This is a genomic window from Rhodococcus sp. USK10, assembly GCF_019378875.1.
Lineage (GTDB): Bacteria > Actinomycetota > Actinomycetes > Mycobacteriales > Mycobacteriaceae > Rhodococcus_F > Rhodococcus_F pseudokoreensis.
The window spans coordinates 5,731,464-5,750,700 of sequence record NZ_CP076048.1 but is presented as its reverse complement, the minus strand read 5'-3'; the positions used below and the strand labels follow the sequence as shown (position 1 = coordinate 5,750,700).

The following is a 19,237-nucleotide window of genomic DNA, read 5'->3' as shown; positions in this document are numbered from 1 at the left end:
GAAGCCTATCCTTATTTCGAGCACAGTACCAAGTACTTCCGGCCCCCACGGCGGCGAAGTCCGCCGCGCAACTGCGATCTAGATCACTCTTGATCATCGAGTGCCTTCCGCCCATGCGGTGACCAGCGTCGACAACTCCGACGCCCAGCCACGGACCTCCCCGGCATCCAGCACATCCGAGGAGAACGAGAAATATGCGTGGACGGGTCCGCCGCCGATCGGCTCGTAGAAGCTCAGCGTCAGATCCGAATCCGGCACACCCACCGGTACCGGCACGAAGCCGCCCAGCGCGTCGAGGTGACCGAGCCGAGCCTGCTCGTGATGAACGATCATGACCTGGGGACGAAGCACCGGCGTGTCGCCGAGCGCCTCCGCGACGTCGGCGAACGCCACGTCCTGGTTGTCCAGCGCGTCGAGATTCGCGGCGCGGATACGCTGCAGCAACTCCACGGGATCGGGATCGCCACTCGTATCCGTTCGCAGCAGAACGATGTTGAAGAAGCAGCCGACCAGCGCGTCCAGCGACTCCTCCGTGCGTCCCGCGACGAGCGATCCCAGCGGGATGTCCGTGCCTGCGCCGTGCCGTGTCAGCACGGTGGCGAGCGCCGCCTGCAACACCATGAACAGGCTGGTGCCCGTGTCGCTCGCGAACTTCGCGACCGCACTGTGCAGTTCCGCGTCGATCTCGACCGGCACGATCTCCGCGGTCCGCGGTCCGCGGACGGAGGGGGCGGGAAGTTCGATCCGGGACGGCATCCCGTCCAGCGTCTCGCGCCAGTACGCGAGCTGCCGGGACCGGCGGCTGTCCGGGTCTCCGGGATCGCCGGCGAGTGCGTGCGACCACACCACGTAGTCGGCGTATCCGACGGGCAGCGGTTCCCATTCGGGTTCCGCGCCGTGTGAGCGGGCAGCGTATGCGCCCATCAGATCCCCGAGCAGCGGCACCACGGACCACTCGTCGACGGCGATGTAGTGCATCGCGAGGAGCAGCGCCTGGGTGCCGTCGGCGCCGGTCACCAGATGCACCCGCAGCGGCGCGTGCTCGGTGAGGTCGAGGGGTGCCTGCGCCAATTCGAAGACCGTGCGGTGCACGTCCCCGTCCCCGACGTCGACGAGTTCGAGGGCCGGCCGCACCGCCTCCTGGGCGAACACGGTGTCCCCGGCCTCCACGTACACGGTCCGCAGCGGTTCGTGCCGCGACGTGAGGTCGTCGAGGGCCTGCGCCAGGATCTCGGGGTCGACGGTGTCGCGAAGCTGCAGCGACAGTGCGTGACTGGCTCGCACGTCGGCGCCAGCCGCCCGGAACTGCTTCCAGAACCGGCGTTGCGGCCCGGACAGCGGCAGCGTCTCGGGCCTCGTGCCGGACGCGGTCAGCACCGGTCTGCCGGTGGCCGCGGCCGCCGCGACGATCGCGGAGAGTTCGGCCACCGTGGAACTGTCGAACACGTCCCGGATGCCGATGTCGACGGCGAACCGCCCACGGATCCGGCCCACCAGCCGCATCGACGCCATCGAGTTGCCGCCGAGGTCGAAGAAGTTGTCGTGGATGCCGACCGACGGCAGGTGCAGGATCTCGGCGAACGCTGCGGCGATCTCCTTCTGCTCCGGCGTCTGCGGAGTGCCGTCCCCGGTCAGGGCCGACCAGTCCGGCAACGGCAGCGCCTTGCGGTCGAGTTTGCCGTTGGGAGTCAACGGAAGTTCACCGTCCAGCACGACCACGAGCGTCGGCACCATGTAGTCGGGCAACCGCGCGGCGGCGTGTTCGCGCACCGCCCGCGCGTCGATCTGCCCGGCCCCGCGCCCGTCGGCCGGGGTGACGTAGCCGGCGAGGCGGACGATGTCGCCGGACCGATCGGCGACGACCGCCGACTGCTTCACCGCCGGATGGCTTCCGAGGGCCGCGATGATCTCGCCGAGTTCGATGCGGAACCCACGGATCTTCACCTGGTCGTCGACGCGTCCGAGGAAGTCGATGTTGCCGTCGGCCCGCCAGCGCGCCCGGTCACCGGTCCGGTACATGCGGGCGCCCGCGTCGCCGAAGGGGCTGGGCACGAACCGGACCGACGTGAGGTCGGGCCTGCCGAGATATCCGCGGGCCAGTCCGCGGCCGGCGATGTACAACTCGCCCGCCACCCCCGGCGGCACCGGCTGCAGGCGGTCGTCGAGGACGTACGCCTGTTCGTTGGGGTCCGGGATGCCGATCGGCACAGCGGAGTTCCACCCGGGCTGCGCCTGCCACAACGTGTTGTTGACGGTGGCCTCGGTGAGACCGTACGCGGCCAGCAGGTTGAGCCGCTCCGCCCACCGTCCGATCAGTTCCGGCGGCACGGTCTCCGTGCCCACCAGCACGGTGCATCCCTCGGGGACGTCGCATCCGGACGGCAGCGCCGCCAGCAGGGACGGCGGAATGATCGCGTGCGTCACGGAATGCGCGGCCATGAAATCGGTCAGTTCCGGTCCGGCGACGCGGGACTCGTCGGGCACGATGACCAGGCGGGAACCCGTGCAGAGCGCCATCGACAACTCGAAGACCGCCACGTCGAATCCGATCGACGCGAACTGCATCACCGCCGAGCCCGGGACGAGCTTCATCCGCTGTTCGGCGGTGGCGACGAGGCTGGGGATCCCGTCGTGAGTGAGGATCGCGCCCTTCGGTTTTCCGGTAGAGCCCGACGTGTAGATGACGTACGCGGCGTGGTCCAGGCCCCGAGGGGGCGGCGGCACCGACTCGTCGACCCCGGCCCCGAGTTCCGGGGCGACGGACTCGTCGTCGAGGAGAACACGGACCAGGCCGTCGACGTCCGCGATGCGCGGGCTCTCCCCCACCGTGGTCACCAGCACCCGCGCCGCGGAGTCCGCGAGCATGTAGGAGATGCGGTCGGACGGGTGGTTCAGGTCGAGTGGCAAATACGCCGCCCCGAGTTTGAGCACCCCGAGCACGACCGCCACCATCCGCGAAGACCTCGGGACCGCCAGACCCACGACGCCTTCGGCCGAGACGCCGCGGCGATTCAGCAGTGCGGCGATCCGGTCGGCGCGGGCACTCAGTTCCGCGTACGTCACCTCACCCGCGGCGTCGACGACGGCCACGGCATCGGGGGTCGCGACGACGTGGCGCATGAACGCCTCGTAGAACGTCTCCTCCGCCACCGGATATGCGGTGTCGTTGAAACCGTGCACCACCAGTTCACGTTCGTCGCCGAGAAACACGTCGAGGTCGCCGACGGCGATCCCCGATTCGGAGGCGACGGCGCCGAGCACCTCGACCTGCCTGCGCGCGATCTTCTCCGCGGTGGCACGGTCGAACAGGTCCGAACCGTATTCGAGGCGCAGTTCCACCCGTTCGTCGTCGAGATACTCGGTGAAGTTGAACACCAGGTCGAACTTGGCCGTGCGTTCCTCGAACACCACCGGGGTGAGGGCCGATCCGGCGGCCTGCATCGAATCGGACGTCCGGCTGTGGTAGCCGACCATCACCTGGAACAGCGGGTTCCGGGCCAGCGTCCGCGCCGGATTCACCTTCTCCACAACGGTTTCGAACGGGACGTCCGAGTGCGAGAAGGCCGCCAGATCGGTGTCGCGGACCCGTGCCAGCAACTGGTCGAACGTGGGGTTGCCCGACACGTCCGTCCGCAGCACCACGGTGTTGACGAAGAACCCGATCAGGTCGTCGAGGCCCTGTTCGCTGCGCCCGGCGACCGGCGCCCCGATCGGCAGATCGTCGCCCGCGCCGAGACGGTGCAGCAACGCCGCCGACGCCGCGTGCAGCACCATGAACATACTGGTCCCCGACGTCCGGGCGAGCGAACGCAACGCCCGCGTCGTCGCGGCGTCGAGCGTCGTCTCGATGGCGCCGCCCGCGAAGCTGGGCCGCGCCGGACGGGTGCGGTCGGCGGGGAGCACCAACTCCTCAGGCGCCCCGTCGAGAGTCTTCGCCCAGTAGTCGAGTTGACGGCTGACGAGGCTGGACGGGTCCTGCGGATCACCCAGGACGTCGCGCTGCCACAGCGTGTAGTCGGCGTACTGCACGGCCAGCGGTTCCCAGCCCGGTGCCGAACCCTGCGCGCGAGCGGCGTACGCCGTCATCAGGTCCCGCAGGAACGGCCGGTCCGACCACTCGTCGGTGGCGATGTGGTGCAGCACGATCGCCAGCACCTGCTGGTCGCCGACGCGGATGAGGCTCGCGCGCACCGGGATCTCGGTGGCCAGGTCGAACGGCCTGCCGACGGTCTCGGTGACGAGCCGGACCAGATCGGCGTCGGTGCCGTCCACCACCGCGACGTCGGGGCGGACGTCGTCCAGGATCACCTGCACCGGTTCCCCGTCGTGCTCCCCGAACACGGTGCGCAGCGATTCGTGCCGCGACACCACGTCGGTCAGCGCCTGCGCGAACACCTCCGGGTCCAGTGCGTCCCGCAGTCGCAGGACGATCGGGAAGTTGTAGGCGACGGCGGCGCCCGCGCCTGCCTCAACCTGCTGCAGGAGCCAGAGGCGTTGCTGCGCAGCGGAGAGCGGAAGATGCTCGGGCCGTGGCCTGGCCGCCAGCACCGGACGCGTCGACGCGGTGTCGTCGCCGATCCGGGTGGCGAGTTCGGCCACCGTCGGCGCCTCGAACAGGTCGCGCATGGTGAGGTCGGTGTCGAGCGCGGCCCGGGCCCGGCTGATCAGCCTGGTGGCCAGCAGCGAGTGACCGCCGAGGTCGAAGAAGTCGTCGTCGACCCCGGGGGCGGGAACGCCGAGGATCTCGCCGAACAGTTCGGACAGCACCCGTTCGGTGTCGGTGCGGGGTTCGGTACGCGCACCGCCGCTGCGGCCGAGCACGTCGTCCGCCGACGGCAGCGCCTTCACGTCGAGTTTGCCGTTGACCGTCATCGGCAGGCGGTCGACCTCGATGACCGCGGCAGGAACCATGTAGTCCGGCAACGTTGCGCGCAGCGCCCGTGAGTACTTGTCAACGTCCGGCGGTTGACAAGTACTCACGGGTACGGCGTAGCCGACCAGCCGCTTGAACCCGCCCGGCCCCGAGTCGACGACGACCGCCGCCTGGCGCACGCCGTCCAGCGCTTCGAGCGCGGAGGCGATTTCGCCGAGTTCCACCCGGTGACCGCGGATCTTCACCTGATCGTCCGTGCGGCCCAGGAAGTCGAGGTTCCCGTCGTCCCGGCGGCGGACGAGGTCGCCCGTCCGATACATACGTACGGATCCGCGGAACGGGTCGGCGACGAAACGCTCCGCCGTCAACGCGAACCGGTCGAGGTAGCCGCGGGCCAACCCGACCCCGGAGATGTACAGCTCACCGGGAACGCCGTCGGGAACGGGACGCAGCCAGGCGTCCAGCACGTACGCGGACGTGTTCCAGATCGGGGTGCCGACGGTAGGCGTCGCGCTGTCGGCGGTGCCGGCCCCGAGGGTGTTGATGGTGTACTCGGTGGGACCGTACAGGTTGTACCCGCACGTTCCGTCCGTGTCGCGCAACCGGTTCCACACCGAGTCCGAGACCGCCTCGCCGCCGAGGAGCACCAGCGGCGGCCGGTGCCTGCCCGGGCCGTCGTCGAGCAGACCCTCCTCGATCAGGTGCTGCGCGTAGGTCGGTGTCACGTTGACGACGTCGATCTCGTGGGTGTCGCAGTAGGCCACGAGCGCCTCGGCGTCACGCCGCAGGTTCTCGTCGCAGATGTGGACCTCGTGGCCCTCCACCAGCCACAGCAGTTCCTCCCACGACATGTCGAACGCGAACGACACGGTGTGGGCGATGCGCAGTCGCCGGCCGCCCGCCGCGGCGACGACGGGCTCGAAGATCGCCTCACGATGGTTGAACTGCATGTTGGTCAGGCCGCGGTACGGGGTGACGACGCCCTTCGGCTTGCCGGTGGACCCGGACGTGTAGATGACGTACGCCGGATGGTCCAGGCGCCCGGGGGTTCCGGGCGCGAACCCGCCGAGTTCGGCCTCCGACAGCGGTGCGGACGCGACCGCGCCGAAGTCGAGGGTGTCGACAGCCAGCGTGTCGAAGGTCAGCGTGGCGACGGTGGCCGCGGCGAGCGTGCCCGCGACGTCCGACGTGGTGACGAGGACCGTCGGCCGGGCGTCGTCGAGCATCGCGACGAGACGCTCGGCCGGATGGTCGAGTTCGAGCGGCAGGTACGCGGATCCGGTGCGCAGGACCGCGAACAGCGCCACCACCATCTCCACCGTCCGCGGCAGTGCGAGCGCGACGATCCGTTCCGGTCCCGCGCCGTGGCCCAGCAGCAGCCGGGCCATCCGGTTCACGTCGGCGTCGAGTTCGGCATAGCTCACGGCGCGGTCCCCGAACACGAGAGCCGTCTCGTCGGGGCGGACGAGCGCCGCGTCTGCGAACAGGTCGGCGATGGTTGCGTCGGGCAGGGCTCTCGGCTGGACCGGTACCGGTGTTGCGGCACCGGCGATTCCGCCGACCATGCCCGACAGGTCCGTGGACCACTCCTCGAGCACGGCCACGTACCGCGACAGCATGCGTTCGACCCGCGACGCCGGGATCTTCTCGGGGTGGAACTCGAACTTCACCTTCACGCTCGCGCCGGGTGTCACGACGACCGTGACCGGGTAGTGCGTGTGGTCGATGCTGTCGCCGCCGCTGATGTCGTGCGCCGCGTTGAGCGCCGACACCTGCTTCTCGTCCACGAAGTTCTGCAGCACGTAGAGCACGTCGAACAGTTGCCGGTGCTCGGAGACCCGCTGGATGGAGGCGAGCCCGAGGTAGTCGTACGGGGTCAGCGCCAACCGCTCGGACTGGGTGCGCCGCAGCAGGTCGGCGACGGTCTCGTCGGCGCGCAGCGTCGTCCGGACGGGGACGGTGTTGAGGAACATGCCCGTCACCGCGTCGATGTCGGGGACCTCCGGTGGCCGTCCGGCGACGGTGGTGCCGAACACGAGGTCGCGGCGTCCCGTTTCGATTCCGAGGACGACGGCCAGCGCGGCGTTCAGCACCGCGTTGAACGTGACACCGGCGCCGCGGGCACCGGCCCGGAGCCGTTCGCTCAGGTCCACCGGCAGCACCGCGTCCCGGCGCTGCGGCGGCTCCGGATCCCCGGTGATCGTCGCGGCCAGCAGCGTCGGCTCGTCGAGGCCGCCGAGCGCGTCGGTCCACGCCGACTGCGCAGCGTCAGCGTCCCGGGTGGCCAGCCACTGCAGGTAGTCCTCGAAGGACCCTTCCGGGGCGGGGAACCCGGAGTCGTCGCCGCCCGACTCGTAGAGGGCGAGCAGCTGGCTGACGACGAGACCGTTGGACCATCCGTCCCACAGCAGGAACTGTCGGTTGATCACCAAGCGGTCGTGGGAATCGCCGAGCCGCAACACCATTGCCCGCCACAGCGGCGGGGAGGTCAGGTCGAACGGCGTCAGCCGGTCCTGCGCCGTCAATTGCTCGGCGTAGGACTCGCGTTCGGTCTCGTCCAGTTCGCGCAGGTCGAACTCGGCGACGGGCACGTCCAGTCCGGTGCCGAAGAACTGCACCGGCGCGGGCAGGCCCGCACTGACGAATCCCGCTCGCAGCGTGGGGTTGCGGCGCTGCAGGGTCCGCAGCGCGGCGGCGAGCCGGTCGTTGTCGAGGCGGTGCGCGAAGTCGAGTGAGAACTGTGCCGTGTAGATGTCGTTGCCGGAGTCGAACCCGGCCTGGAAGTACAGGCCCTCCTGCAGCGGCGACAGCGGCAGCACCGTGTCGACCCCGCTCGGGCTCGCCTGGACGATCCGGTCGATCTCGTCCTGCGTCAGCGTCACGAGCGGGAGGTCGGACGGCGTGAGTATCGCCGGTCCGTCGTGTTCTGCGGCGGCGTCGGCGAGTTCGCTGAGTGCGGCCACCCAGCCGTCGCTCAACGCGGCGGCGTCGGCCTCGCTCAGGTCGGCCTCCGACCAGGCGAACACGGCCTGCAGTTCGGTGCCCTCCGCGGACTCCTCACACAGCGCGTTGATGACCAGCCGGTACGGGCCGCCGAGGTCGGCATCGGGATCGGTTGCCAGGGAGTCCGATTCGACCGCTGGCGTCCAGGGTCCGGGTGCGGCGTGCGGCATGCGGCCCAGGTAGTTGAACAGCACCTGCGATTCGGACCGTGCCCCCAGGAGACCGGCGGTGCGCGCGTTGACGTACCGCAGCATGCCGTAGCCGATGCCGCCGTCGGGCGCGCCGCGCAACTGCTCCTTCACGTCCTTGAGCGTGTCGAGCGCGCCTGCCCGGCTGCGCAACCGGACGGGGGTGACGTTGGTGAGCCAGCCGACCGTGCGGGAGAGATCCACGCCCTCGGCGAGTTCTTCGCGTCCGTGCCGCTCGAGGTCGACCAGCAGGTCGTTGGCGCGTCCGCGCTCGGCGAGCCAGCGGTCGGCCGACAGTCGCAGCGCCGCTAGCAGCACGTCGGTGACGTCCGCGCCGACGACGGCGGGCACGGTGGTCAGCAGGGCCGTCGTGAGTTCCCGGTCCAGGCGGACCGTCCGCCGGGCGCCGCTGCTCACCACGGCGTGCCCTTCGGTGCCGGGCACCAGGTCGGCACCGGGTTCGGTGACCCGCAGCCAGTGGTCGAGTTCTGCCAGGCGGGCCGGTTCCTGTGCCTGCTCGGTGACGATGCGGGCGAATCCGCGCAGCGACGTGGGCACCGGGTCGAGTGCCGCGTTCTCGCCGCTGTCGGCGGCCACCCACGCCATGGCGAGGTCCTCGATCAGGGTCCGCCACGACACCCCGTCGATCACCAGGTGGTGCGCGACGAGCAGGAGCCTGCCCAGTTCCTGCGGGCCTGCGTCGAACCACACCGCGGACAGCACGGTGCCGTCGTCGGGGTTCAACCGGTCGGTGGCGGCGTCGGATTCGGCGGTCACCGTCTCGCGCAGCGCGTCGGCGTCGAGTCCGGTGACGTCGACGCGGCGCAGCGTCAGGTCGGCGGTGGCCGCGATCTCGAGCGACCACACGCCCGGTGCGTGCCGGGTGAGCGTCTGCCGCAGGCCGTCGTGGTGGGCGATCACCGAGTGCAGGGCCGCCGTGAGGACGGTGGCGTCGGTGCCGGCCGGGGTGTGGAGGAGGACGGCCTGGTTGAAGCGGTTCTTTCCGCCACTCCACTCGGACAGCCGGTGGACGACGGGAAGGGGCGGCAGGACGCCGATGCCCGATTCCTCCACCCGCGGGGCCGGTGCGACGGCGGTGGCCGCGACCAGTCGCGCGAGCGCGGCCGGTGTCCGCTGCTCGAAGATCTGCCGCGGGGTGACCGTGATCCCCTCCCGGCGAGCGAGATTCACCAGGCGGATGGCGAGAATGCTGTCTCCACCCAGGGCGAAGAAGTCGTCGTCCACCCCGACCGCCCCGAGACCGAGAACCTCGGCGTAGTGGGCGGCGAGCACCCCCGCGGTCCCGCTCTCCACAACAGGCTCGGAGCTCGCCTGCGCCGCGAAGTCCGGCGCGGGAAGGGCTTTGCGGTTCAGCTTGCCGCTGGGGCCGAGCGGGAATTCGGTCACGTTCACGAACGCGACGGGCACCATGAACTCCGGCAGCGCCGAGGCGAGGCGCGCACGGACGTCGTTCAGATCGGCGTCCCCGACGACGTACCCGACCAGCTGTTGCCGGCCGGGCGCGTCCGAGCGCACGACGGCGGCGGCCTGCCGCACGCCGGGGCACGCGGCCATCTGCGCTTCGATCTCGCCCAGTTCGATCCGGAAGCCGCGCAGCTTCACCTGATCGTCGATCCGGCCGAGGTACTCGACGGCACCGTCCGCGTCGACCCGGGCGACGTCGCCGGTGCGGTACATGCGGGACCCGTTGCGGGAGAACGGGTCGGCGACGAAGCGTTCCGCGCTCAACCCGGGCCTGCCCAGGTAGCCGCGGGCCAGCTGCGGACCGGACAGATAGAGCTCACCGGCGGCGCCCGCGGGCACGGGCTGCAGATACCGGTCGAGCACGTACAGGCCGGTGTTGGACGTCGGCAGGCCGATCGGCACGGACGGCGCGGCCGCGTCGATTCCCTGGACGGACGCGGCGTAGCTGACGTCGACCGACGCCTCGGTGGGGCCGTAGAGGTTGTCGAGTTCCACTCCCGGCAGGAGTTCGGCGACGCGCCGCGCGGACGCCACGGGCAGCGCCTCACCGCTGCAAGAGATGATCCGCAGACCGGTGCACCGGGCGGCGGCCGGCTCGGCGAGGAACACCTCGAGCATCGACGGGACGAAGTGCACGCGCGTGATCGACTGCCGCACGATGACGTCGGCGAGGTACGCCGGGTCCTTGTGGCCGTCCGGCCGGGCCAGCACGAGCGTCGCGCCGGCGAGGAGCGGTCCGAAGAATTCCAGAACCGACACGTCGAAGCTGGACGGCGTCTTCTGGAACACGTTGTCCGAAGGGGTGATCGGGCGGAATTGCTGAACCCACAGCAGACGGTTGACGATGCCGGTGTGCGGCACGACGACCCCCTTGGGCCGTCCCGTCGAGCCGGACGTGTAGATGACGTAGGCCGGGTGCTGCGGTGCGAGCGGGACACCGGTCAGCGGCTCGGGCGAGTACCGGTCGGCGTCGGACACCCGGACCTCCGGGACGCCGGAACCGGCGAACGTCACGGTGCCGTCGGTGAGAACGCACACCGGCTCCGCGTCGGCCAGCATGTACGCCAGCCGGTCCGCGGGGTACCCGGTGTCGAGCGGGACGTAGGCGCCGCCTGCCTTCCCGACCGCGAGCAGCGCCACCATCAAGTCCAGCGAACGCGGCAGTGCCACCGCGACCTTCGACTCGGGTGCCACCCCACGCTCGGCGAGCAGCCGGGCGAGGCGGTTGGCGCGTGCGTGCAGTTCCGCGTACGTGAGGTGGTCGTCGTCGATCGCGACGGCCACCGCGTCCGGCGTCCGCGCGGCCTGCTCCTCGAGCAGGGCGGTCACCGTCGTGTCGGGGAACTCCACCTCGACGTCCCGCAGTGCGGCCTCGATCGGCTGACGCGACGCCAGCGGGACGGCGGACACGGTCTGGTCGGCGTCGCGGGTCAGCTCGGTGAGATAGGCGATCGTCGACTCCGCGAACCGGGTCGCGGTCGCCGCGTCGATGCGGGCGGCGTCGTATTTCAGCTCGAGGGTCAGCGCGTCGCCGGGCATCACGATCAGCGTCATTGCGTACGGCGGGTGCTCGTCGAAACGGATGCCGGTCAACTCCACCGCACCGGACGGGTCCGCGACCGCGCCGTCGCCGAGCGGATAGTTCTCGAACACGACCAGTGTCTCGAACAGGTTCTGCAGTCCCGCTTCCCGGCGCAGTTCGGCCAGTCCGAGGTACTGGTGGTCGAGCAGCGTCGACTGCTCGTGCTGCCACCGGGCGAGGGCCGCGGCCACCGTGTCGGTGGGCCGGTACCGCAGTCGGGTGGGAACGGTGTTGATGAACAGGCCCACCATGGTCTCGATGCCGGGCAGATCGCCGCCGCGGCCCGACACCGTCGAACCGAACAGCATGTCCTCGTTGCCGGTGAGGCGGCCGAGGACCAGGCCCCACGTGCCGTGCACCAGCGTGCTGAGCGTCAGCCCGCGGGTCCGGCCGACCGCGGTGAGGGCGGCGGTGTCTTCAGACGGCAGTGCCACCCGGACACTGCGGATCCCGGACTCGCCCGTCCGCGTGGGTGCAGGGAGTTCCACCGGCTCGGGAGCATCGGCGAGCGCCTCCCGCCACACCGCGAGCGACGCCTGTCGGTCCCGCGCCCCCAGCCATTCGAGGTAGTTCCGGTAGGGCGTCGGCGTCGGCAGCGCCTGCGGCGTCCCCTCGACGCTGTACAGGGCCATCAGTTCGCGCAACATCACCGGCACCGACCACCCGTCGGCGACGATGTGGTGAATCGACTGCAGCAGAAGGAACCTGTCACGTTCGGTTTGGGCGAGCGTGTAGCGCAGCAGGGGTCCGCGGGCGAAGTCGAAGCCCCGCGCCCGGTCCGCCGCCAGCACTTCGTCCACGCGCTGCGCCGGATCCGCGACGCCGGTGAGATCGAGTACCTCCATCGGCACCCGGACGTCGTCGGCGACCACCTGGACCACCCGGCCGTCCGATACCGCCCGCACCCCGACGCGCAGGGCCGCGTGCCGGTCGACGACGGCCTGCAGTCCGCGGTGCAGCGCCGCCGCGTCGACGGGTCCGGTCAGTTCGATCACCTGCTGCACCACGTACGGGTCCGTGCCGGTGTCCTCGAACGCCGACTGGAAGTAGATGCCCTCCTGCAGCGGTGTCAGCGGCAGCACGTCGGCCGCCCCCGCCAGCGCGTCCACGTCCGGCTGGGTCAGCGACACGAGCGGGAAGTCCGACGGCGTGTGACCGCCTAGATCACCGACCCCGGCGAGCACCCGCAGCACCGCGGTCCACTCGTCGGCGAGGGCCCGGACGGCGTCGCGGGTGAGCACACCGGGCGCCCACGTCAGCGTCGTCCGCAGCACCGGACCGCCGGCACCGTCCTCGGCGATCACGTCGAACGCGAGGGCATGTCCGATCGGCATCCGCCGGTCGTCGGCGCCGCCCATCGCTTGCGGCAGCCAATCGGCGCCGGCGCCGGACGTCACCCGCCCGAGGTAGTTGAACAGCACCTGCGGTGCCGGAATGTGCGCGAGTTCCGGTTTCGCGGCACCGAGGTAGCGCAGGGCGCCGTAGCCGAACCCGGCACCCGGGATGCGGCGCAACTGGTCCTTGACCGCCTTGAGTGCGTCGGCGATTCCCGCTTCGTCCGCGGCCGCACCGGGGTCGAGCACCATCGGGTAGACCGTGGTGAACCAGCCGACGGTCCGGGACAGGTCGAGGGCGGGTCCGTCGCTGCGGCGGACGAGGTCTTCCTCGCGTCCATGCCCTTCGACGTCGAGGAGCACGGGGCCGGGTTCGCCGCCGCGCCACCTCCGCAGTGCCACCGCGGCACCGGTGAGAAGAGCGTCGTTGACGTGGCCGTGGAACGCCGCGGGCACCGTGGACAGCAGCGGCCCGGTGAACTCCGCAGGCAAGGTCACCGTGAGGGTTTCGGCGTCACCGGCGAGGTCGACGGCAGGGTCGAGCGCCCGCGAGCCGAGGAGCGGATCGGGTGTGGCTGCGACGTCCGCCCAGAACGGCAGTTCGTGGTCGAACGCGCCCGACTTCGCGTGCTCGTCGAGCAATTCGGACCAGCGGCGCAGCGACGTCCCGGCCGGGGGCAGTTCGGGGACGCCCCGGCCGCCGCCGCGGTGCCCGCGCGGGCGAGGTCCTCGAGGATGATGCGCCAGGACACTCCGTCGACCACCAGGTGGTGGCCGATCAGCAACAACCGGCCGGACCTCTCGACCGCGGAGAAGAGGACGGCCTGCATCATCGTGCCCGTGTCCGGGTCGAGCCGTGCAACCGCCGCGCGGGTCTCGCTGTCGAGTTGCTCGGCGCTGCCGTCGAATTCGACGACCCGCAAGATTCCGTCGACCGCCGCCGGGGAGTATTCCGGCACGGACAGTGTCCAGTGGTCGCCCCCGCGGCGGAGGCCGCTTCCGTTACCGCGCACCAGCGTCGCGCGCAGGGCGTCGTGCCGCTCGAGTACGGCCGCCAGGGCCGCCCGCGCGGCGGGTTCGTCGAGGGCCGCCGGAGTCTGCACCAGCACCGACTGGTGGAACGCGGCGATCTCGCCGCCCCTCTCGGCGGTGCGGGCGAGAATCGGGGTGCTGCGAACGTCCCCGACCGCGACGTCGTCCGAATCGACGGCGGCCACGGTCCGGCCGTCCTGCGCCCGGGCGAGCGCCTCCGCGGTGCGGAGCTGGAAGATCTCCCGCGGGCTGATCGAGAGCCCTTCCCGCCGAGCGTGGTTGACCAGCTGGATCGCGACGATGCTGTCGCCGCCCAGCGCGAAGAAGTCGTCGGTGACACCGACGGACTCCGCCCCGAGAACACCCGCCATCAGCGCACACAGGGTTTCCTCGGCGGCGGTGCGGGGCGCGACGTTCTCACCGGCCGCGCCGAGGTCCGGCTCGGGCAGTGCGCGCCGGTCCAGTTTTCCGTTGGGGGTGAGCGGGAACCGGTCGAGGACGACGAACGCCGACGGCACCATGTACTCCGGCAGCTTCGACGACGCCCAGACCCGCAGCTCGGCGACGTCCGGCACCGAGTCCTGCTTCGCCACGACGTAAGCCGCGAGATACTTTGTACCCGTCGGTGTTTCCCGCACGACGACGGCGCTGTGCCGGACGGTGGGATGCGACACGATGCCCGCCTCGACGTCCTCGAGTTCGAGCCGCATGCCCCGGATCTTCACCTGATTGTCGGCGCGTCCGAGGAAGTCGAGGGTGCCGTCCGGCGCCCAGCGGGCGAGGTCGCCGGTCCGATACAGCCGGGAACCGTCGTCCGCGAACGGGTTTGCGACGAAGCGGGACGCCGTCAGCTCCGGTGCGTCCACGTAGCCGCGGCCGAGGAGGAATCCGCCTGCGTACAGTTCGCCGCCGGCGCCGAGCGGCACCGGGTTCAGGTGCTCGTCCAGCACGTACAGCTGGGTGTTGGGGTTCGGCCGCCCGATCGACGTCGCGATCCGCGCGGCGTCCTCCCGGTAGATCACGTGCGACACCCCGATCGTCGCCTCCGCCGGACCGTAACCGTGGTACATCGTGATGGCGAGTTGCGCGCGGAATCTCTCGAACAGCCGGGGGGTGAGAACCTCACCGCCGCACCACACGTGCTTCAGCGCCGACAATTGGTCCGTGCCCCGGGACAGGTCGAGCAGCACGTCCAGCATCGACGACACGAGGTAGACGAACGTCACCGACTCGCGGCCGATCAGGTCCAGGAGATACTGCGGGTCCCGTTCCCCGCCGGGCTCGGCCACCACCAGCCTGCCACCCGCCACCAGGGGCAGCAGGATCTCGTTCACGGAGATGTCGAAAGACAGCGGCGCCTTGAACAGCGACGCGTCCGACGGTCCGAATTCCAGGATTTCGTCGCGCTGCCACAGCAGTCGCGCGCAGACGGCCTCGTGCCGGATCATGGCCCCCTTGGGCCTGCCCGTCGAACCCGACGTGAAGATGACGTACGCCAGCCGCGCACCCTGCACGGTCACGGTGGGCGGTTCGGTGGGCTGCGCGGCGTGCGCCCACGCCGCGAGGTCGACGGGCACGGCCGGCTCCCCCGCGTCGGTGACCCCGCCGGGGCCGGTGAGAACGAGTGCGGACCCGGCGTCGGCGAGCACCGACGTCCGGCGGTCCTCCGGCCACGACGGGTCGAGCGGCACGAACGCCCCACCCGAGCACATGACGGCGAGCAGTCCGACCACCATTTCCGCGGACCGCGGAAGGCCGATCGCCACAACGGTTTCCGGCCCGACGCCGCGATCCAGGAGGTGGTGGGACAGCTGCGCCACCCGGTCCCCCAGCTCCCGGTAGGTGAGCCGGACGTCGCCGGCGATCAGGGCCTCGGCATCCGGCGTCCGCGCCACCTGGGCGTGGAACAGTTCGGGTACCGTCACCGATTCGTGCGGGGCCGCGGTGTCGTTGAACTCCACCAGCAACTGCCGACGTTCGGCCTCGCTCATCGGGTCGAGCGACGCGATGGGCTGCGCCGGGTCGGCGACGATCTGCCCGACGAAGTGCTCGAGCCTGCGGCGATGCTCCTCGAGTTCGGCCCCGAGACCGGCCGGGGCCCGCAGGTCGATCCGGATGGGCTCCGAATCCTGCCCACCGCGGATCGAGAAGTCGAGGTCGCGGACCGGTCCGGTCGCCGAACCGCGCACCCACGCCGGGAATCCGCCGAACGTCAGCGAATGCTCGAACATCATGGAATTGATTCCGGGACCGAAGATCTGACGGTCCGGGTCGATCGACCGCAGTTCGCGGGCGAGGTCCTCACCGCGGTAGCGCCCGTGCCGCAGCACCGAGATCAGCGTCGTGTCGATGCGGGTGGCGAGTTCACACACCGTCATCTCGGGATCCACCTGCACCCGGAGCGGCAGGATCGTCGAGCACATTCCCGGGATGCGGCGCAGTTCACGCCCGACGCGCGCCGTCATCGGTAGCGACAACGTGAGGTCGCGGCGGCCGGTGATCCGGTGGATGTAGGCCACGACCGCGGCGAGCGGCAGCCGGGTGCGCCGGATCCCGGCGTCGGAGGCGAAGTCGTAGAGCGCGTCGGCGTCGTCCCCGTCGATCTCGACGAGGGCGGAGATCGGTGTCCCGGAGTGGTCGACGACCTGCGGGAGCAGCCGGGGCGGTTCCGGCGCGTCGACGACCTGCCGGATCCAGAAGTCGCGGTCGGATGCGAAGCGCGCCGAGGCGCGGTAGTCGCGATCGGACGCGACGAGGGTGTCGAGGGGCCACGGCGCCGTGGACGTCTCGAGTTCCGGGTGGTCGTATCGACCGACGACGTCCGCCACGAGCAGCGTGATGCCGTAGCCGTCGATGAGGCTGTGGTGGTAGCGCTGGTACCAGATCACCGACTCGTCCCCGGTGCGCAGCAGCGCGTGCCGGAACAGCGGTTCGTCGCCCTCGATGTCGACGACGGTCTCCATGTCGCGGTCCATCCACGCGCGTGCACTTGCTTCGGGATTTTCTTCGCGGCGCAGGTCCACGACGCTCAGCGTCCACTCGCCGGGTGCTGTCGGCACCTGCAGCAGTTCGTTGCCGGTGCCTCGCTCGAAACGCACGTGCAGGGCGTCGGCGCGTTCGACGGTCTTCCGGATCGCCGCGACGGTCCGGTCCAGATCGATCGGGCCCGCGACCTCGACGACGAGCGAGAGATTGTAGACCGGGCTGCCCGGGTTCAGCTGCTGCCCGACCCACACCTCGGATTGCGCGGCCGTTACCGGCAGCGCGACGGGCGTCGCACCGGTGCCGGTCGAGAAGGAAGCGCTCTCCGCCGAGAGGTGCCGAGGGCGCGCAGCCGCCGAGTGGTCCGGAGACATGGGTGATCCGATCGTCCGTCGAGAGCGCCCGTCCAACGACGGGCACCCGAGGGAGTTTAGGTTAGGCTACCCACCAGCAACAAGCCGGTTGCCAGCAAGTTCACAGGCGAGGGTTATCACAGCGGCAATTCCGGTTCAATCTCCCAGGCCGCGTGTCCCCCGCACCACCGACAGAATTACCCGCGCCAAAGCGGTCACTACGTCGGGTTTTACCTCGTAAACATACTGTGCGTTCGCTCACTCGGGAGGACCGGGCGGTGCCGGATTCCGGGAGCAGGCGTCCAGCAACCGCCCCGAAACCTATTCGTGCCAGACCGCGGTGTTCCCGCCACGACGCTTGGCGGCGTAGAGGGCGATGTCGGCGTGATGGAGCAACTCGTCGACCGTGCGAGCCGACGTGCTGTGCGCCATCCCCACACTGATCGTCACGACGAGCAGTTCGTCGCCGACGTCGATCGGCGTCGTGATCGAGGCGAGCATCCGGTCGACCACGTCGTCGACAGCGAGTTGGTCGACGTCGGGAAGGATCGCAACGAACTCGTCGCCGCCGAGCCTGCCCACCGCGGACGGTGCCCGCATGGCGTGCCGCAGATGCTCGGACACCGCCTGCAGAATGCGGTCGCCGACGCGATGCCCCCGGGTGTCGTTGACCTCCTTGAACCCGTCCACGTCGAGGAACAACGCGACGGCCGGACCGACACCGGGCTCGAACAGGCGCTGCAGGTGCTCGGTGATGGCAGCGCGATTGAGCAGTCCGGTGAGACTGTCGTGCGTGGCCTCGTGCAGAAGCAGAGCATGGGCCTCCTCCGCCCGCTTCTGGGCGGTGACTTCCGCGGTGACGTCCCGGAAATGCACGACCAGCGCACCGGCGTCGGCCGCGGCGGTCACCTCGATCGTCGCCCCGGGCCAATACAACGAATCCACCCGGGCCTGCTGCTGCGTCCCGGTGGCGAGAACCTTGCGGCACAGTGCGTCGAAGTAGCTGCCCTGCGTTTCGGGGAGTACCTCGGTGACGACGCGGCCGAGCAACTCGTCCCGCGACCGTCGCACGTGCCGCAGGCAGACGGAGTTGACGTAGATGATGCGAAGGTCTTCGTCGAGCGCCAGGAACCCCAGACCCACCCGGTCGAGCAGCGACGCGAGTTGCGCGTCCCGGCCGGCCACGTGTCCGAGTTCGATGACGACCCCCGTCAACTCGACAGGGGCACCGGACGCATCGGTCGTGACGTCGATGCTGCGGGTGAGGATGTACCTGGTCGACCGATCCGCCAGCACGATGCGGAACACGCATTCCGCGCCGACCGAGCCTGCGGTGTCCCCGAACATCCGGCGCACCGTGCCGACGTCCTCGGAATGGACGCGCTCCCGCCACAATTCGAGCGGCGACAGGGAACCGTCGTCCCCGAAGATCGCGGCGGCCTTCTCGTCCCACCACAAGGTTCCGTTCACGACGTCGTACCGGACGATGCCCACCCCGAGGCGCGGAATGCCCAACGCCATCAGAACCTCGCCGTCACCGTGATCGTCCCCCAGCCACTCGAAGATCCACCCTACTCACAACGGCGGCGGCAGCCACGCGTCAGTTGGCGAGGAATTCGAGCAGTACCTTGTTCACCACTTCGGGCTGTTCGAGGTAGCCGTAGTGCCCCACGTCGGGGATCTCGTAATACCGGGCCGACGGGATCGCCTCGGCCACCTCACGCGACAGGTACGGCGGAATCATCCTGTCGTCGGCGAAACCGACGGACAGGCACGGCGCCGTGATCGCCCGGTAGGCCTGCCTGCGATCGAAGCTGCGGTCCATCTCCATCTGCGCGCGCACGCCTTCCGACGTCCGGCCGCCGCTGAACTCGAACAGGTCGAGCCAATCGCGCGCCGTGTGCGGGTCGACGAGCGACGCGGGCGACAGGTTCATCACGGCGGTCACCGCGGCCCGGTACTTGGCGGGGAGTTCGACACCACTGTCGTGGAGGGCGCGCTCACCCTCGGTGAGGGTCTGCTGGAAGTAGTCCATGCGGGCGTGACCGGCGAGGAAGGCCGCCTTGAGCACGAGATCGGGGCGGGACAGGGCCAGTTCCTGCGCGACGCGGGCGCCCATCGAGGTGCCGACGACACGGGCAGGACCGCCGCCGAGGTGCTCGATCAGTCCCGCGGTGTCCGCGACGAGGTCGTCCATGGTGATTCCGTCGACGCTCTCACCGGACGGCGCGATGCCCCGGTTGTCGAACGTGCAGACGCGGTAGCCGGCGTCGACGAGCGCGGGGGTCTGATGCAGATCCCATACCCGTCCCGGGCTTCCGGTTCCCATGATGAGCACCACTAAATCGCCGGATCCCTTGACCTGGTAATTCAGGGGGATCCCGTTGATCGTGGCGATCGTCATC

Annotated in this window: 2 protein-coding genes and 1 pseudogene; all 3 read right to left on the bottom strand. The window is 70.2% G+C overall.

Annotated features, from left to right (window positions below; all coding sequences use genetic code 11):
- Positions 1 to 93: 93 nt before the first annotated feature.
- Positions 94 to 16,853: pseudogene (locus I1A62_RS33615) on the bottom strand (amino acid adenylation domain-containing protein).
- A 300-nt stretch (positions 16,854 to 17,153) separates the two neighbouring features.
- A complete protein-coding gene (locus I1A62_RS33610) occupies positions 17,154 to 18,353 on the bottom strand; it encodes a sensor domain-containing diguanylate cyclase (RefSeq protein ID WP_124393285.1) in 1,200 nt (399 codons plus the stop codon).
- Between the two features lie 79 nt (positions 18,354 to 18,432).
- Positions 18,433 to 19,236, bottom strand: coding sequence for an alpha/beta fold hydrolase (locus I1A62_RS33605; protein WP_087561113.1), 804 nt, complete (start codon positions 19,234 to 19,236; stop codon positions 18,433 to 18,435).
- Position 19,237: the final 1 nt, after the last annotated feature.

Excerpts from the sequence above, each read along its gene's own strand:
- I1A62_RS33610 (WP_124393285.1), bottom strand. The coding sequence starts at position 18,353 with ATGGCGTTGGGCATTCCGCGCCTCGGGGTGGGCATCGTCCGGTACGAC.
- I1A62_RS33605 (WP_087561113.1), bottom strand. The coding sequence starts at position 19,236 with ATGACGATCGCCACGATCAACGGGATCCCCCTGAATTACCAGGTCAAG.